A 19,894-nucleotide genomic window follows, 5' to 3' on the forward strand; every position below is an offset into this window, starting at 1 on the left:
CATCACTCCAGTATTATTTCTTTTCTTTCATAAAGCATTTCGGCTGTAATGTTTTTTTCCTTACTTACTGTGAGAACCTTATCAATTTCGTTCCTAGTGTTTTCAGCATGGGACTCCTTTAATGCCATAAGATAATTCAACCATCTCTCTGCACCCATTGCGTATAGATAGACTTGATTTGCCGAAAACGCCTCAACGATATTAAAAGCTGCATTAGAATCTGGACCATAAGATCTTCTGGATCTACTAATCTCTCTATCAAGGCCATCTACAAAAAGTGCTCCATAAGCCCAAGACATAGGTGCTCCCGTACATTCTTGGGAAATAAATACAATGTCAACAGGTCCTAATTTATTAGCTACAATTTTATAACTCTTAGGTGAGAGATTATTCGAGTCTGCAATGAAAACCATGGAATGGTCTTTCAAAGAAAGATGGTAAGTCAGCTTTCCCTTAATATCCAAATCACAATGTTCCCCAAAGAAAGGCATTGCTGTAATTCGACCTGATGGAATATCTATATGATCCAACTCTTCTAATGAATAGACATTTTTAAACCCTAGGACGGAACATGCATGCTTTAAGGATGGATCTTGTAGACTCCCATTACTAGCTGGAACGATAATGTTCTTAATTTTATGTCGTAACTGAATTAATTGCTCTACTACAAAATGATCATGATGTCCATGTGTAATGACGACATAGTCAATTTCGTTTGGCAAATCCGCAAATGAAAATCGAGTTCCACTATCATCATATTCATAACACACTAGTGGGTCTATTAAAATGCTAGTGTCCATGCTCTCGACTAAAACACAGGCATGGCCAAAGTATCTAATTCTCACCCCCTTACCTGTAAACTCATCAGGTCTCCTTGGACACTTCTCAGTCAAGAATCCCATAAATTTATCTAACTTGTCCTCACTCAAGCATAAAGTTTTTACGATCTCATTTATATCAGCAGGTATATATCTAAGCTTAGAAATATAGTCCACTCTATAATCATTTAGCGGAACATCAAGTATTAAATTATCACTCATCTGAATGCGAGGCGTCCCGAAAATGAATGCTCGCTCTTCACTAGTAACATTACTTAAACAGAGTTTTTGGGTGTTTAATTTATAAAAATCGCTTGAATATAATAAGGGTTCCAGCGGTCTAAATGATAATTGATGATGTATATCGTATGTTAATTCTATAAACCCTTTAAGTAATTCAGGTATTTCTAAATAAAGTTCCTCGAGACCTTTTTTGTCTTGTTTAGTTGATATCCGCTTTATCAGATCTGATAAAGATTCATACAGAGAGATTAGTTCAAAATTGTCACTGGTAATATTACTGATTAGCAATTCAATATCGGAAACCTTCTCAAGAGGGTAGTCTATAAATTCACCGCCAATCATATTGGGATTTTGTAATGCTGCTAAATGCGCTTGTGGCATTTTTACAAATGAGCGCATTATATTCAATTGTTTTTGCAAAAAACACGACGCGGATAATGGTGCCATTAAATATAAATGTGCATGCCAATTATTGATCAATGGTTCTATTTGTACATTTGGTTTTAAGTAAAGTTTATTCTTCATGGTTTTAACTCTTAAAAATTTAATTCAAAAGAAATTTTTTTCGTTATTTTTGTATCTGAAGGTTTTTCGAAGTCGATTTCTTCAAATTTAGTTTCAGGTTTTTCTAAAAATAGAGATGTAAGTTTTGTAAAGTGGCTTAAAAAAACATTCAGGCTACTTTTGTCAAGTGCACTACCGTCAGATTCAACTTCAAATGTATATCCATCTCCATTTGGTCGAATATGTAGCCACAGTTGGGATTTTGCCGAAACAGAGCTGGTAGGAAGGGAAATTATATTAAGATTATTTAGGATGAAATTATAATCTTCCTTAACTTGATGGTAGGTTAAACCTAACTGTAATTCCGGAATAGGTTTTTTATTGTTTATATTTTTCAAATCGGCAACACTAATTGGGCCGGAACTTATCGTTCTTTCAAAACTTTCTTTTGTTCTTTCTAAAATATCTGATAGGCAATCGTTACTAAGCCAATTGATTCTGAATGCAATTGTCTTTATGAACATACCAACCGCTTCTTGATTTTCTATATATCTCCTATCTTCAAATGGAGATACAATTATTACATCACTATTACCTCCATATTTTCCTAGTAACACAGAATATACTGTCATGAAAAATACAAATTCTGTTATTGAAAACTCATGACAAAGTTTCTTTATTGATTCTTCAATACCTGTTTCACAATTTACTTTCGATATGACAAATTCTTCCGATCCATTTGATGAGTGGGCTAATGTAGAAATACAATTTTTTGGGGACGTAAAATGATTCAAATAATTTCTGTAATCAACTCTCTCTGGATGGTTACTTCTAACTAAATTTTTAACAGTGTTAAATGAATTTGAAACTTTCTTATCTTTTGATTCTATATAACATTTAAATAATTTATTTAATAGTATTCTTAGAGACGTAGCATCGACCAGAATATGGTGAATATTAAAATAAAGTACATATTCATTGTCATCAGTAACGTGGATCTCATGACTGTAAAGTGGGCACTCTTCAAGACTAATATTTTTTTTACTAGAGAGCCTAGTGATAGATTCAATATCTCTAAAATTTTTTGGTTCTTTAAAAAACTGTAAATTTAATTTATGTTTTTCTGCGGGTTGAACTTTTTGTATTATATTGTTCCCATTTCTTATGAAATAGCTTCTTAATACATCATAGGTCATAACCAATTTTTTAAATGATGCCATGTATCTATCAATATCGAAATGCCCATTTATTAAAAAAATAGCTGGCATATTAAAAGCATATTTATATCGTTCAAGTTGGTTTGCAAACCATATTGTTGTTTGTTCTGGTGAACAAAATTTAGATTTTATCAAACTGTCAGCTATTTTAAATTCGGATGAATTGTTTAATATATCCCTCAGTGACTTTCCACTTAGCAAATCCTCAAATCTTATTTCTTTTCTTATTTCCTTGGTGGCACGGTTAATTATTTTTAGCGCCTTTATTGAGTCTCCTCCATGTTCGATGAAAGATTTATTTAAGTTAATATTGTCAACCCCAATTATTTCTTCCAGCCAATTTGGAACTTTATCCCTTTTTGTTAGAGAGGCAAGAATTTTTGATAATTCAGATCTACATATTTTCCCTGAAGAGTTTTGTGGTAATTTAGAAAGAAAATATGCATTTTTCGGGAGCATATAATCCGGAATATTTTTTTCAATTATTTTTTTTATGGTTAGCCAATCAAGGGCTGCTCCACTGGCTAACTCGATAAATGCGTATATTTCTTGCTCGTAAATGACAGCACATCTAGCCACATCTTTGATTGAATTTAAATGCTCTTCAATTTCACCAAGTTCTACTCTGTATCCTTTATGTTTTATTTGATGATCAGTTCTTCCAATAATACAAAGGTTACCATTTCTATCAAATCTAGCTCTGTCTCCCGTGCCGAATAACATTGCTCCATTTTTAGATGTTGAAACTAAATTAATATATTTTCCAACGCTTTTAGATGCAATATATAATTCTCCTATAGCACCATTAGGTAGAATATTGCCATTATTGTCAACGATATAAAACTCTGTATTCTGAATAGGGGTCCCGACTGAAATACCATTTTCCTTATCTAAAATTGAGTAGCTTACATTTACGCATGTTTCCGTGGGACCATATGCATTTAACGCTTTCTTATTATACTTGCTGCAATACTTGAGTATTTTATTTAATACGGCTGGATGCAGTTTATCTCCACTACTTATTATATTTATATATATTTTCTCATGCTCAAAATGAGTCAACATTAAATCCAAGTGATCGGGTATAGAATTGTAAATATCTATTTTATATTTTTTAATTAGATCAATCAGGTATTTGGGGTCTGATTCTTTATTAATGGAAGGTATAACCAACGAACTTCCATAAGAAAGACATACTAAGCCTTTTAGTGATGCGTCAAATGATAAGGAGTGATTAAGCATCCAGCTATTAAGGGGCCAACAATTAAGATCTTTAAGTTGCTTTTTCATTCCCAGAGTAAAATTAGCCAGATTTTTATGTTTTATCAAGACTCCTTTGGGATTACCGGTTGAACCAGAAGTATAAATAATGTACGCCGGAGAGTTGAGATCATTTAATTGACAAATTTTATCCCTTATCTCAGAAGATTTACCTGAATCAATTAAACTATTAATTTCTACACTATCTATGGGGTAAATGTGATCTTCTATTTTGTTATAAATTAATAATTTAACTTTTGAATCGTCAATTATATATATCTTACGTTCATATGGAACCGATTGATCTAAAGGCACATAGCCTACACCAATTCTCCAAGCAGCAAATATTGCTGCTATAAAGTTTACTGATTTTTCGACACTGATAGCTACTAGATCGCCCTTTTTTATCCCTCGCTTAAGTAGGCCATTTGATAAATTTTCCACTAATTTATCTAGGTCAGTGAAATTAACAAATATATTTTTTTGTACCAGTGCTAATTTATTAGGGCACTTTTTAAGTGTTTCAGTAAAACAACTATTAATATGTACTAATTTATGATTGGTGTCATTAAGCCAACCCAACTGCTTAACTTTTTCATACACATTGTTCTCTTTTATTTTTCCGATTGAAGCTATTTGATTTATGCATTTCTTAAAATATTCTGAAAACTGATTGAAATCATTCCCAAATGCATATTTATTACCAGACTTCCATTGGAAGTGGAATCCGAATTTATCTCTATTTACTACAACACTTGGCCTGGAATCGGTTGTCGCAAGATTATTATAACTGACATTTATGCGGCTATTATTAATCCATGTATTATCTAGATATAAATCGTTAAATGAGAATATCAAATCAATTGGTTGGTCCGGTAAATCAATATCGCATGATAATAAATATTTAAGGCATTCCTGTATACTTGTATTATTAAAGCAAGACATCTTACTTCTTTGAACAAGTGCCTGATCAATAAAAGAAGTAAAATTAGTTTCTGAATCTACCACAAACCTATTTAGTATGGTATTGGTGAAGCAACCAACAGAGTTAGAATATTCTATATCTTCTCTATTGGCTATGGGCACAGCCATAACTAAACTTTTTGTTTGCCTCCAACTACATAAACAATAAGCAATTAATGATTGGAAAAAAATAAAGCTTGATATATTTATGCCCCGGCAAAATTCATTAATCCTAGCAATTTCCGCGTTGTTAACCCTTAAATAGGTGTTAATTTTATTGTGTTTTATATTTGAGTCAGAATAACTATTTTCAGGCCAATCAGAATAATTTTCGATTAGGATATTTTTTTGTTTTTGTGAGAGCCCACTTTCTGTATATATTTTTTTATTTTTTATGTATTTAAAAAAATTATGATCTTCTTCAATGTGTGGCAATTTACCACTGACGATTAACTTATAGAAATATAGGAAGTCCCGATATAAAATTCCGAGGGACCAAGCATCCACTAAAGCATGATGGAATGAAAATATGATGGAATATGAATTGTTAGTTTTATTTAGTACCAAAACTCTCCATGGTGGCGATGTCCTATATAAAAATTTTTCACTTAGAAACGATTTAATCCTTGATTCGAGATTATTTGATTCCTCGAAGGAAATGAAATCAAGAATTTCCATTTCGGATACATCAACAATCTTATGTTGTGAACTCGCCAGGTCAAATGTTGATTTAAGTATGATATGTCGTCGCCATAAATAAGAAATGGCTTTTGCCAACGTATCAAAACATAATTCACCTTCCCATGAAATGGTACAAGGTACAATGTAATCTAAATTCTCACAATCATCGTCATATTTCTCCAGCATTATTTTCTGTATTCTAGAAATTGGTAACCCGCTAATTGAATTCTGTTCGCCCTGATTTTCATTTGTTCTAATATATTTCGATATTAAGTCGGCATGTTCATAAAGTTTTGTTTTAGAAATTATTTCGTGGATAGGTATGTTGCAGCGAAATTTACTTTGAAATTCATGTGAAACCTTAATCGCTAGTAGCGAATTTCCGCCTAAACTATAGAAATCACTGTTTCTATTAATTTTGTCTTTACTATTGATTATTTTTTTCCATATTTTTATTGTTTGTTTCTCAACTTTAGTTAATTTATAATTATTTACATTTGTAAATTTTACAGCAGGCTCTATTTTTTTTAATTCAGAATAGTCAATTTTTCCGTTACCATTTAATGGGATATCGGTGACTTTTACTATCTTGTTAGGCCGCATATAGTGGGGCAAATTTAATTCTAAATAATTAGATAGTGCCTCCTCTCCTAGATTACCTTTAAAGTAACAGCTGATTACGTCTTGCTCTTCATCCCATAAGACATAGCAATTCGCAATCAAATTATTTTTCATCGCGCAATTTTCAATTTCTGCAAGCTCAATTCTAAAACCATTTCTTGAAATTTGATTATCCTTGCGGCCAAGAAAATTCAGTTCGCCAAACTCATCGATGTACCCGTAGTCACCGGTTTTGTACATTAATCGATCATTGTGTGATATCGTTATTGGATTATTAATAAAGCATGACTTTGTAGTGTTATTTTTATGCCGATAACCATTAGCTAAGCCTAATCCAGAAATCGCAATTTCCCCTACAGTTCTTATCCCCATCAATTGATTATTGGTATTTACAATTAAAACTTTATATCCATTAATGCTTTTTCCTAGTGTTATATTGGATGTTATATTCTTATATGTAGCACAAATGGTCGTCTCAGTTGGTCCATAAGTATTATAGATTTTAATACTGTTACTAGTGATATTGTTTATATCTTTATCTATAAGTTTGTCTCCTCCTGAAATGATCGTTCTTAATGATTTTGGTATTTCTGATTCATCATTTAATAGTGATATTAAAGAGGGTGCGCAACTTATTATGGTTATTGCGTTTTTATCTATAAAGTTGGAAAAACTACCTTTCGTCAATAGATCATATCTATTACAAGGGACAACTGTTGCTCCACTACAAATGGTTGGTAATACCTCCTCTAGACTTGTATCGAATGAAATCGAAGATTGTTGAAGTACTTTATCTGATACTTCAACTTTAAAGTTTTGTATAAAGTTATAAACGTATTCACTTATAGCACGATGTGAAATTTCGACACATTTTGGTTCACCTGTAGTTCCCGACGTGTGCAATAGATAGGCGGCTGAACTAGGATCAAATGGCTTCGTTTTAGATACACGTGAATTACTATCTTTAATTAAATCATTAACATTGATAGTTTTAATCGGAGTGACTCTTTCAATTTTATCGTTTGTAATAATTATATCTAAGTTGATATTTGAGGTGATTCTAAAAAGGCGTTCCTTCGGAGTATCTAAATCAATCGGCACATACACACATCCGCTCTTCCATATAGCGTACATACATGCAATCCACTCCCAGCCATTAGGAAGGTAGACCCCAATAGGTTGACCATCTTTTTTTATATGGTTTGATAAATTTATAGCTATATTAGATATAAGTTTATTCAGTTTTCTATAAGAAATATTTTCTCTTAAATCTTGAATTGCAGTATTTGTTTCGTTATACGATAGCGAATTAAGATGAAAGGCTCCATTAGTTTTAGTTTCTATCGGTCTATAGAAACCGATTTTATCAAATACTGATTTATCTTTATTGCATAATTCTGATAAATATTCATTTGTAGTTAATATTCCATTTTTTATGATGGCATGAATTATGTTTTTATAGCGTTCTATGAGCAGGGTTTTATCAATATCTTCAAAAACACTTGAATTAAAATCGAAATTTATTTTTATACCTTGTCCGGAAAAGTTATTTACATTTACCGTTAGTTGATGCTCATCGAGTCCACTAAATAACCACTCGGTATCCATATCTATATTATCAAATTTATCGCCATGACTTGAGTTCTGATAATTAAATGCAATGGGACATAATTCCGACTCGGATATTTCATAATTTCTTAGAATTTCCGATATTGGATATCTGGAGCTTCTAAATATTCTTCTATGTGCTTGCTTTGTTCTTAGACACAATTCTTTAAATGTTATACTTTCCTCTACATTGACTATGATAGGAAGAAATTTTACATATTTACCAATAGCTGTTTTAAATATTGCTTTAGGACGATTAAGAACAGATACGCTTAATGATATAGAACTTTGATCAAACTGCCGCTTCAACAAAAGAACAAGAATTGAAAAAAAGAAATCGTTTATGGATATATTATGTTCTTCACATATATCATATATTTTTTTATTCTCATCCTGGCTTAATGTGAAATTAATTCTTCGGCTGTTGGTTTTGCCCAAATTATTACAAGGAAATTGTGTTTTTCTGTTTTGAATTTCTTCTATAGTTTGTGTCCAAAATTCTTTATCGTATTTTAATTTTTTACTGTTGTTGAACTGATTTCCAAGGTTTAAATAACCAGAGTTATTAGTTATTGCCTTTTTAAGGTTGACATTTTCTCTGTAATTGTTTTCCACCTTATTTATTATTTGAGATACGGACCAACCGTCTGAAATTGAATGATGGATATTAATAATCCAATAACTTGTATTTTTTCCCTGAATCAAAGTATTTCTAATTAATGGGCCTTCAAATATATCAAATTTATGGTTAAGCTCCATATCTTCTATAGACTCAAGGATGTTCTGTAAACTTCCCGAATTTCTATCATATTGCACAACTTTCAAATAATCTTCTATTGCAAGATCGACTTCTTTTCTTTTAAGCCGTGATTCTGAGTCAAAGAAAAAAATGGATGTTAATATTGGGTGAGCTTTAATGAGAGAGAGTAGCGAATTGGAAAATCTAACTTCATCAATTTTTTTTGAAATATTTATACGCGCAATTATATTAAAGATACTTGGATTACTAGATAGTAAATGAGCATATGCGAGAGATAGATCTTCCATGTAACGAAATTACCTTGTTATTTTTTCTGGAAATGTTATTAAGTATTCAAGGGGATGCTTAATTATATTTTTCAATACTTCGGACAGTTTCACACGTCTATAAACCTGTATTCACTGTTCTGTTGATAAACTCGGGATATTTTTTCACATTTCAGGCCCAAACCTAACTCGTCAAAAAACCTTGCCATAAAATGTTGATTGAACTTCCGGTGTTTCCAGCTAGCAATAGATATGACTGTTGAATAATTAGTTCGCTTCACCTTCCGGTCTTTAATTTTTAGCAAGTTCAAAGCAGTCAACGAAACATTGTTATGCATTTTCGGGTGGACTGGCAGTGCGTCAGCCCGGTATATTGCTTGGCATCTCGTAATGAAACTTCAATCTGGAACCTTGCCTTGTGATACCCTACAAGCTTCATGGCACCTAATTGGGTGTCAGTCGAAAACAATAGCACTCGACTGACTTCGTCATTCTTCTCTCGTCGCAAAATCACCACACGGATACAGTGATTCAGTTGCTTTGAATTAACTACTTCAATGTACATACAGATCCCATCATCCATTGGCCGAACATTCAAAATACTGCAAATCCTGTTCATAGTTCACTTTGCCAGCATACTTTCGGGGACGACTTGAACCACTGTATTCAGCCACAGAAGATCGGCATTCACACGCAATTTTCCAAAAGTTTTTAGCTCGTGCAGTTTAGGTACAAACCAGTCTGCATACTCAGCATGTAAATCAATCCCTGACCGGTCTTTCTGATCGATTGCCTGACACGTATCCAGCCTAGATGCTGTATTTGACTGGAGCTCTGATATACAAATCATGGATATCTCCAGACCTAACAGGGATTCACCTACGCTGCCATTGAAAAACAAGTGAAGTCCTGTGACCTTTCTGTCAGATTTTTCCGATAAAGCTGGTATCGATCGCGGTAATTGGTTCATATCCATCTTCAAATCGGTATAACAGCAATTCGGTATTGAACTGAGCAAAGTTGAATTCGCGATGTTACCAGCGGAGAAAACGATTTCCGTGGAGCTACTGTAACGCTCTATGTTAATGTTAAGGAATGTCGCTTTTCCTTGAAAAACCATCAGAACGCTAAATAACGCGATCATGAATTTTCGTTGTGAGCTCTTAACATTGGACATTCCTGACAAAAGCTTTTTAACTATGTGATCCATGGATAGAATACTGTGTTAATTTGATCTGAGAACCATAATTTTTCAGTTTCTACCATGGATCATTCCTTCTTTACTACCTAAAATTATCCGAAGTATTATTCTTTTAAAGAATATAATTAATGTTAAATCTAAATGATCTTGGCTCTACGGGATGATAATGTATGTCTTCTATGGGATTCTGCTCGTTCTTTAATTTTGATTCGTATAAGTATGATATATCATTATCAGATGAATCTAATATGTTATTAATATTTAATCCAAGATTTAGCGATGAATTAACCTTATAATTACATCCGAAATTTAAAATGAAGCTAGAGTCTGAATATACCTCGCCAGATTCGTTTAAAGGTGTCCTGCCTAAGTAGCGTGCTCTAAGTCCTCCAGAGAAGTTTTCCCACCCACTCAAAACTATACCGAAGGAAGAGGTATTCTTAATACTATTTGGTATTTTGTTATCTACCGCAATATCAAATTGGGCATCAGTGTGTGTGTAGTTGTAATCTAAATTTAGATAATCGTTAAGCCTAAATACGGAACTAAATTCAACACCTTTCCTAATAGATGCTAAGTTCTCTTCTGTATTACCAGCGTCGCCAACATATAGAAGTTCTGAATCGATCGAAATTTCAAAATATGACAGGGTAAATGTTAATCTCTCAGTAAAATCATTTTTTAATCCGATATCCCAGCTCTCTCCTTTAACAATTGGATCAACATGTTGGCTCAAGATATTTGGGTCTGCCGGATCGGATGAGATAACAGTCCCTCTAGCATCATTACTATGAAATCCAATACCATAGTTGAAATAGACTGTATTGAAATCATTGACTTGATACCTTACACTTAGTTTTGGACTAAGAATTTCATCATCAGTATTTCCACTATTAGCATCCATATCTGATTTTACTTTAAAATTATACAAATCGTAACGTAAACCTAATGTAGTAACTAGATCATCACTCCAATCTTGACTCCAAGATAGAAAAATTGAATTTTGCTCTTGATTAATTTTATCTTCTCTAATAGTTGAAGATCTATTCCCTAGCTTAGCCGCATATAGACCTATATCATTAATATCGTCAAATCGACTTTGAAATCCTAGGGTTATTTTTTGATCTATTTCAAATAAACGGAATTTATTATGGAGTTTTACATCCAGGCCCATAATGTCCCTATCATCAAATTGCTCAAACTGATCTCCTTCAATTGGGTCGTTCAAAAAATATGTGAAGTTTGAAAAAAGATCCATTTTATACTTCGTAAAATATGCCGAATAGTATATATCCCAAATATTAAATTTATTAAATCCAGAGAAACTAATTGAATTTCGTTCACTGTTTCCATGTAGGGATTTATCTATAGACCCATACCTACTTATAAACCCAGATTTTACTGCTCTTTCTGGAACTTGGTCTGGTGCCCGCCAATCACCTTTATAAGACATAAACGTTGTTGAAAATGAGTTCGAGTCATTATTAATTGTATATTTAGCGATGAGGTTCAACTTATCCAGATTTTGATTGATTTCCCAGGGTCCATCATACTTTTGATAATCCATTGCAACTAAAAGTTTTCCAGCCTCTCCCCATAAAGTATCCCCAAAAAATATCCTTTGGTAGTTGTCCTCTCCAAAACCAACTTTAACTTGACTTTCTATTTCATCAGTATAGTGAAAGCTTGCCGATCCGGCTAAAGAGAAATCTCCAATGTCAGAAAAATAGGGACCCTTTCTAAATTCGAGGTATTCGATAACTTCAGGGATAATAAAATTGATATCAGAATATCCGTGACCATGGGCATGAGTAGGCATATTTACCGGCATTCCTTCAACAGTAATTGAGAAATCGGTTCCATGGTCTAAATTGAATCCACGTAAATAATATTGATTTGCTTTACCCTCACTACTATGCTGAGTGGCAACTAAACCTGGTGTATATTCTAATAGTTCTGCGGTTCTCGTAATGGGTCTCAGATCTAACTGTTCTTTAAATATAATACCTTGAGTGACTGATTCCCCTGTATTTATCTCATCAATACTTTCTCCATAAACTATAATATGTGAAATTTCTTCGGCTATTATATTCATAGGAAATAGAGCTATGGCAAGATTGGCGAATATTCGAATATTCATTGTTGATAGTCCTTTATGCATATCAGAAATTAAATATTAGTTATCAATGGGCATAACTATTTTATGACGTTCCGCAAATTCAATCGATGATTTTATTTTATTCAACGTTTTGGTTAGGTAATATTCCCCCCCAGCTATACTGTCAACTTCTGTTTTAAATAGTTTGGAAATTTTGTCATAGCATTCTAATGAGTTGAGGTTTTCAAACAAATTAATAAAATACGGAATATAAATGCTTGGTAAAATTTTTTTTATTTTACCCCAGTTATTCTCACTCCAATAAAGCAATCTTTTGGTATTGTCTGGATAAAGAGTATAATTTAACAAAAGTACTGCTTTTTCATTCAGTTTTATTTTTGGAGAAATAATTAAATTATGAATTTGTATGGAAAACTTATCACACCTTACATTAGCTAAAGCCTGAAGATAAATTACTCTTTGAGTATCGTCCTTGACATACTGCAAATCGGTAATTAATTTTTCTGTCATTTTATTTATATTTTTCTGGGCTAATATCCCTAGAGCTGTACTGGCTAAACGTTTTTGGTTCTGATTGAAGTTGTCATAATTTGTTAATTCGAATAATTCATATTCTATACCCAATAATTCATCTCTAACCCACCTATCTCCAAAGTCCAATGCTAATACTTGTATAAGTTTAATTTCGGATTCTAATAAAAATTCATCATTATCCGAATTGGAAAATACTGATAATTTTTTATCATGTTTTTCTATGGCGAATCTTAAGGAATACTTTAGGATTTTCCTCAAGTTGTTATTTTGTGTGTTATTAAATAAATTATATTTAAAAAACCTTAATTCATCGGCTATAAATGCTATAGAAGCTGGGTATAATGATGTAAATAACTTAAGTAAGCCCAAGAATTGGTTAGCAGTAGTTTTTCCAGTCTTTAATGATATTATTATATTTACTAATGCAAGCGGTATATTTTTAATATTTGGTCTTGAATATAAAAGAGTCTTCCAGGCCTCATATCCAAGGGGATAAAGTACGTAACAATCTTGCTCAAGATTAGGTGTAAATTCAAATTTTTTTTGTTTTCCCTCAAGAAAATAATTGATTTCTTTTCCATCTGTAAAGTCTATTCTAAAATTTGACCTATATTTCTTTTCTTTTATTTTTATTTCAATAGGCCAATGGTAGTTATTACAGTCTGGTGAACCATTAATATATCTCAATTGCTTTATTTTAAGATAAGCATTTCCACTCTTACAATATGATGATACCTCTACTAAAGGTATGCCAGGCTGTTCAATATAAGATTTAAATATTGATTTCGCTTTACGATCTATTATGTTTTCTAAAGCAGAATAAAAGTCCTGCTTACAATAGAAATATGAATTTTGGATTACTCTTCTGAGTACATCAATTATTTTATCTTTCCCATATTGATTTGAAAATATATTCAAGAGCAGAGCGATTTTATCATAGGATAGCCGATTAAATGCTGACTCAATATCCAACTCGTTTTCAATTTTTTTTGAAATAGATTGTGCACTAATTGAGCTGTCATGATTTATTACTCTAAAGGTTTCTTCCATGTGTAATTTGTCACTTACAAAGCATGGATTTAGACTTTCCATTGCTTCTCTTGATAACCATGTTGCACAACCTTCATTTATCCATATATCCTCCCAGTTTATAATGGACACAGCATTCCCAAACCATTGATGAGCTATTTCATGCGCATGTACAGATAGAAATTTTTCTTTAAGATGTGTTAAGTTATCTAGCAGAATGAGTGATGAGCTATAAAAAATTGCACCAGGATTTTCCATCCCAGATGGAATAAATTCTGGTACTGCAATGAGATCTAACTTTTTATAAGAATAACCCCGATGTAATAGACTTTCAAAAAAATGAATGTATTTCTGGGTATTTTCAAGCGCAAATTGTATTTTTTGTCCCAGCCCCTTAGGCGTAATACCTCTAATATTTATCGCATCTCTTCTCCAAAAATTTCCTTCTACACTTTCGCCTTCAACAATGTCAAATTCTCCGATAGCTAGAGCAATTCCATAGAGAGGAACATTTATTATATTTTCAAAAGATACTTTTTTAAGTGTTTTAGTTACTTTCGTTTCACTCAGTTGAATCGTGTTAGAAATTACATTTAGATTTTTGGGACAGGTAACTTTTATATTTACTTCTGGCTTATACCCAATGTCGGCCATACTTAAGAATAGTTTGGAAGCATAATTTGGTTGTAACCGAGTAAAGAAGTATGTTGCTGCTCCGTAGTTTACCTTATAAAGACCTGTTTGATCGGACTTTATTAGAGCCAAATATTTTGCACTTATTGTTAGGGTAGAAGGGGCTACTGTGTTTTTAAAAATTAATTCAATTTTGTTTTTTTCGTTATATTGTGATAATGCAAATGGAATTTTTTTCCCATTATTATCTTCAACTTTCAAACTACTTATTTTTAAATCAATTGCATTTAGGGTAATTCTATCCGTTAATTGTTCAACTTCAATGCAGAGTCTTGAGGCCACCATAACTTCACTAGCTGTTTCCGAGCCTATTACCAACTCATACGATGAGTTCAAAGGGATAATACCCATCACAGTTCCACTTCTCTCTATTATCTAAAAGGTAAATATACTATCTACGCACCATCATTTATATCCTCATATAACTCAAGCTAGAAGTCTTGCTACCGTCCAATAAGCACCTATACTACCAATTATTAAACTCCCTGCTTCAACAATTACAGTTCGATACCATGAGAATTTATAAAAATAATTTAAGCAAAGAAAGGAGACTAATATTATAAAAAGTTGACCTAGTTCAACGCCAATATTGAAGCTTATTAAAGCATTCATTAGATTATTGTCTGGGAGTCCTATTTCGGAAAGTACACCGGCAAAACCCATCCCATGCAGCAATCCAAAAGCAAATATTACAAGGGGTCTGAATTTAGTAAGATTTTTTAAGAAAATATTTTCAATGGCTATATAGCAAATAGAAAAAGCAATTAATGGTTCAACTATTGAGGGGTTTGGGAAAATCCAGCCATACATTGTCATACCCAAAGTTATGGTATGTGCAATTGTAAAACAGCTAACTTGGATTAATATCTGTCGCCAATTTCGTGTGAATAAAAAAATTCCAACTATAAATAATATATGATCAATGCCAAGTGGAAAAATATGTTCAAACCCAATTATCAAATATGTGAAGAAAATATTAATACCGGTTAAAGATGAACTTTCTTTTCCTGTAAGACTATTAGCTTCACTTACAGCTGAAGCCTGATCCTGCAATTTAGCTAAAATTTCTGGTGGTAATTCATGGGCAAATATATGAGCCGATAACAGCACCAAACCAATTAGTAAAATTATTCTCATTATTGAAATCCTCTTTTTTAAGAAATAATTCTGCAGGTACTGCTTTTGCGAAGTTTACGAGATTTTCGAATATCCCGAGTAATATTTATTCTTTTAAACCAACGATCATTCCCATCATAACTTGGTGTAAAAGATTTTCGTCCATGTACAACTTTGTAGTTATCAATTAATGCACAATCACCTGCTTTTAAAGGCACCTCAATAGCAGCGTCCTCAATCAAGAGTAATAATTTTTTAAATGCTTCATTATGTTCTTTAAGGGGCGAGGGTCTCATAAAAAATGGATCAAGCCTCATATATGGCGACTTCCTATCACCAAATAATGGGGCGATCTTTTTAGGGGTTAATTTAATTTTAGCTACTTCATGATATGCCCGAGAAACGCAATCATCGAATTCAATTCCTCTTATTTTTTGACGATCTAGAGATTCGTATTCTTCTAAGTGTGAATTATCTGGCTCTATAAAAAAGTTTTCGCTAAAAAGAATTTCAATTTCATTGTCCGTTAGTTGCGTGAAATCTGGACGTGATATTTTAGTTGGTATTAAATTAGGATTTTTAAGACAAAGAAAACTAAGATAATCACCTCTGAAATCATGAAAAGCATCTTCTGTATGCCAAGTAATCTCTTCTTTACTACCACACCCAATTTGTTCATTTTCATATTCTTTTATTGGTAAAATATCATGTATGATTCTACCATCTTGCTGTGTTAACCATCCAAAAATATCCCCTAGTGCAGCCGAATAGAGACATTGAACCATTAATTGCGTCCAACATCGGTCATCATTTGTATGGATGTCCCAATGTTTTGGTGTTGGCCCAATATTTTCGGTGGGTAATCCGGAAATAACAGCAAATCCAGAGGAAGGTGGATTATATTTGAACTCATTTATAAATCTTAATAATCTTTCTGGAAGTCTTTTTGCGTAGAAATTTATATGCTGTAAAAATTTTGGGCAGTTAAAGTCTTGATAATCTTTTCTTACCTCTTTTACTATATCCATAGTAGTATTTAATTCTTGATTATTTAATACTAATATTGGGTGCATGTATTACCTTCTTCATAAACTTTATAATTAATTAGTTGAAGTTTATTTCTAAATATTTTTCAGGATATTCAGGATTTCACTTGCAGCTGATTTCATTGACGTTTTACTGAAATATCTTGTGAAATAATTTAATTCAATGAATCCAAAGGTAGCATTTTCATTAAGCGAAATGAATAATGATAGGAGATAGCTAAAACGATCTGTTCCAGAACCAACCTTGTAACTTCTAAGATCCTTATTTTTTTCTATATTATGGAATTGGACAAAGTTGAATGAAGCATAAGTCATTAAATCATCATTATCTTGTTTTTTGCAAAAGTTAAAAGGCGTCATTGCATATGAGTTTAAAAGATCTATTTTTGTTTGAATCTCTTTAATCTGACCAATATCAACGTTTTTTAGTTGGATATTTATAGGCAATAGATTCCAAAAAAGCCCTAGACAAGTTAGGGGAGAACTCATTCGATCGCTTCTAGCAGAGGTAACGACATCAACTGTCAAGTTATCCATTTTTAATAATTTTTTGAGAGCATAGATATAAGCAAAAAAGAAGATACTTTTTAGGCTTACTGAATTTTTCTCTGACCAATCATTTAATCTTGAAATTAGTTCTGATTTTAAAATTATTTTTTCAGTTTGGTATTGGTTGTGAGCATCTATTACATCAGGTTTTCGCATAGGCTTATAATTGGCCAAAAATTTATCCCAAAATTTTCTATACGTATCCGAATTAGATGCTTCAATTTCTAAAGCGACTCTCTCTTTAATGCAGTTTTTTACATTGGGGCCAATAGATATTTCCTTTTTAAGATAAAATTCGTCATATCTATTCTTAACTTCTTTAAGAAATTCAATAAAGCTCCAACCGTCATCAACTGCATGATGGCTAGAAATTATAAGTTCATAACTATTTGAATTTTTTCTGATCAAATAGAAACGAGTCAAGGGGCAGTTAATATTCTCTACTTCGAAAGGTTTTTTTAAATCCCTCTCTCGAATTTTAGAAATTGCGCTTGATTGATCTATATCTCTCAAGTCGATAAAGTTAAAATCAATATCCGTTTCTTTATAAATTACTTGTATATACTCACCCTGATCATTTTTTATAAATCTTGTTCTAAAATTCCAATGACGATTAGCTGTAACAAATAATGCTTTTTTTAGTGCTTCAATTGAAAGATTTTCATCATTGATTTCGATAGACTGTTGAGGATGGAATATTCCGTTTACACCCAGGTAGTTTCCATATGTATCAAGCATATAAGACTGAATTTGCAGCGCGGGATAAGCATCTAGAATTTTTTCATTAAATTTTGAATAATATTTTTTTGTATCTTTCAGAAGGCTGAAAGGAATGGTACTTTTAATAGTTTCGGAGTTTTTTGTCTTAACTTTTTTTGCCAAAAGTTCTACTGTTTGATATTCGAATATATCTCTAGCGGATACTTCCACTGATTTTTCTTTTGCGGCAATGCTTAGTTGTATTGCCCTTATCGAATCTCCACCGATGGAGAAAAAGTTATCATTAATCGAGATATCATCCTGATTTAGTATTTTCTTAACTATTTGTAGTAAAACATCTTCGGTAGCATTTATTGTTCGGTTATTGTTGTCTTTTTTGCTTTTTCTTCTTGATTCAATTTTCGATAGCGCTTTTCTATTAATTTTCCCGGTTTCAGATTTAGGGAATTCATCGATGATGATTAATTCTCTTGGGATCATATATGAGGGAAGCGAATTTTCCATAAAGCTAGATATTTCTTCTTCTATGGCTTTCCCGCACTCTTCTTTACAAATTATATATGCAATTAATGAAGCTTGTTCATCACTGTCTTTTTTTATTAAAACAATTGCATTATCAATTTTTGGATGGGAAATTAATTTGTCTTCTATCTCACTAATTTCAACTCTATATCCTCTGACTTTAACCTGGTCATCTTTCCTACCAACAAACCTTAATATTCCCTCCTGGGTTCTAAGTGCGTAGTCTCCAGTTTTATATATCCTATTCGGTCCATGTTTATTAATTAAATTCTTAATAAATTTTTGCTTTGTCTCATCATCATTTTCCCAGTAACCGCGAGCTAGTGCTTTATCTAAAACACATAGCTCTCCTGGCACACCTAGCGGTTGTATCTGATTTTGCTCATTTAATATATATATACCTGTATTCTGAAGGCCCTGACCAATAGGTACAACTTGACCACTATTGATTGTCAGATTTGTCACATCATTATAGGTTACGTCAATTAGAGATTCAGTTTGTCCATAAATATTCAAGCACCTTGTCTTTTTGACCAGTATATTTTGAATCTTAGTTAGGTCCCGTCCATACCACGCTTCGCACCCGATAAGAATATAATCTAGCGTAGATAGCTTTTTTCCATTTGAAATCAAATAATCAGCAAACACCCTTAGTAGTGATGGAACAAAATCTGCCAGTGTTACAACATTGGTTTCCATTAATTCAAATAAATCAGGTGGAGAAAGCAATACATTTTTATCGCAGATTACTAGCTTGCCTCCCACTAGCAAACTTTTTAACATATCACCAAAGCATATATCTACTGATGGGCTAGCCATATTCAATACACATGGAGGATTGTCTGAAAGTTTTAATAATTCTTTCCAGCTAATTAGACGCCTATAAAGAGCTTCATGATCAACCATAACTCCCTTAGGAACTCCAGTTGTTCCCGAGGTGAATGCTATATAGGCTAAATTATTTATAGGAACCGACGAGTTTTTTGGATTTATCTCTATCTTTGTATCATCATATCGGATTTTATCCACAATTCCTACGTCAATAAGATTTGCTTCTTTAGAAAAGAGATCTTGATCCTTTTTAGAATTAGTTATTATATATTTGACTTTTGTACTTTTTATTATTTCTTTTTTTCTTTCAATCGGTTGTTCCGGATCTAAGGGAATAAAATAAGAACCGGATTTCAATACTGAAAATATTGCGGTGACCAATTCCAAAGACCGAGGCAAATGAATTGCAATACCTGTATTTTGCTCTATCCTGTTTTGATGTAAAATTCCGGATAGAATGTTAACTCTTTTGTGAAGTTGTTTATATGTTATCGAATTTGTTCCGTCAACTATTGCGACTCTATTAGGCGTTGCTCTTATTTGATCTTCGAGAACATCATGAATACATTTGATGTTTTTAATTTCTTTTATTT

At 32.4% G+C, this 19,894-nt stretch carries 8 protein-coding genes; all 8 read right to left on the bottom strand.

Annotation, left to right across the window (positions count from 1 at the left end; all coding sequences use genetic code 11):
- Positions 1-2: 2 nt before the first annotated feature.
- On the bottom strand, positions 3-1,586 hold the full coding sequence (locus ACJJID_RS09010) for an MBL fold metallo-hydrolase (protein WP_444922429.1): 1,584 nt from the start codon (positions 1,584-1,586) through the stop codon (positions 3-5).
- Positions 1,587-1,597: 11 nt separating this feature from the next.
- Positions 1,598-8,962, bottom strand: coding sequence for an amino acid adenylation domain-containing protein (locus ACJJID_RS09015; protein WP_444922430.1), 7,365 nt, complete (start codon positions 8,960-8,962; stop codon positions 1,598-1,600).
- Between the two features lie 601 nt (positions 8,963-9,563).
- Complete coding sequence (locus ACJJID_RS09020) at positions 9,564-10,151, bottom strand: hypothetical protein (RefSeq protein ID WP_444922431.1); 588 nt, start codon at positions 10,149-10,151, stop codon at positions 9,564-9,566.
- Positions 10,152-10,254: 103 nt separating this feature from the next.
- Positions 10,255-12,282 carry a TonB-dependent receptor gene (locus tag ACJJID_RS09025; RefSeq protein WP_444922432.1) on the bottom strand — a complete coding sequence of 676 codons (2,028 nt, stop codon included), beginning with the start codon at positions 12,280-12,282 and terminating at the stop codon, positions 10,255-10,257.
- A 36-nt stretch (positions 12,283-12,318) separates the two neighbouring features.
- Positions 12,319-14,868, bottom strand: coding sequence for a M1 family aminopeptidase (locus ACJJID_RS09030; RefSeq protein WP_444922622.1), 2,550 nt, complete (start codon positions 14,866-14,868; stop codon positions 12,319-12,321).
- Positions 14,869-14,943: 75 nt separating this feature from the next.
- Positions 14,944-15,654, bottom strand: coding sequence for a HupE/UreJ family protein (locus ACJJID_RS09035; RefSeq protein WP_444922433.1), 711 nt, complete (start codon positions 15,652-15,654; stop codon positions 14,944-14,946).
- A gap of 17 nt (positions 15,655-15,671) precedes the next feature.
- A complete protein-coding gene (gene gntD, locus ACJJID_RS09040; RefSeq protein ID WP_444922434.1) occupies positions 15,672-16,706 on the bottom strand; it encodes a guanitoxin biosynthesis L-enduracididine beta-hydroxylase GntD in 1,035 nt (344 codons plus the stop codon).
- 48 nt (positions 16,707-16,754) lie between these two features.
- Positions 16,755-19,892 (bottom strand): amino acid adenylation domain-containing protein, encoded by a 3,138-nt coding sequence (locus tag ACJJID_RS09045; protein ID WP_444922623.1) that lies wholly within the window; start codon positions 19,890-19,892, stop codon positions 16,755-16,757.
- Between the last annotated feature and the right edge of the window lie 2 nt (positions 19,893-19,894).

The organism is Microbulbifer sp. CnH-101-G (assembly GCF_052466775.1).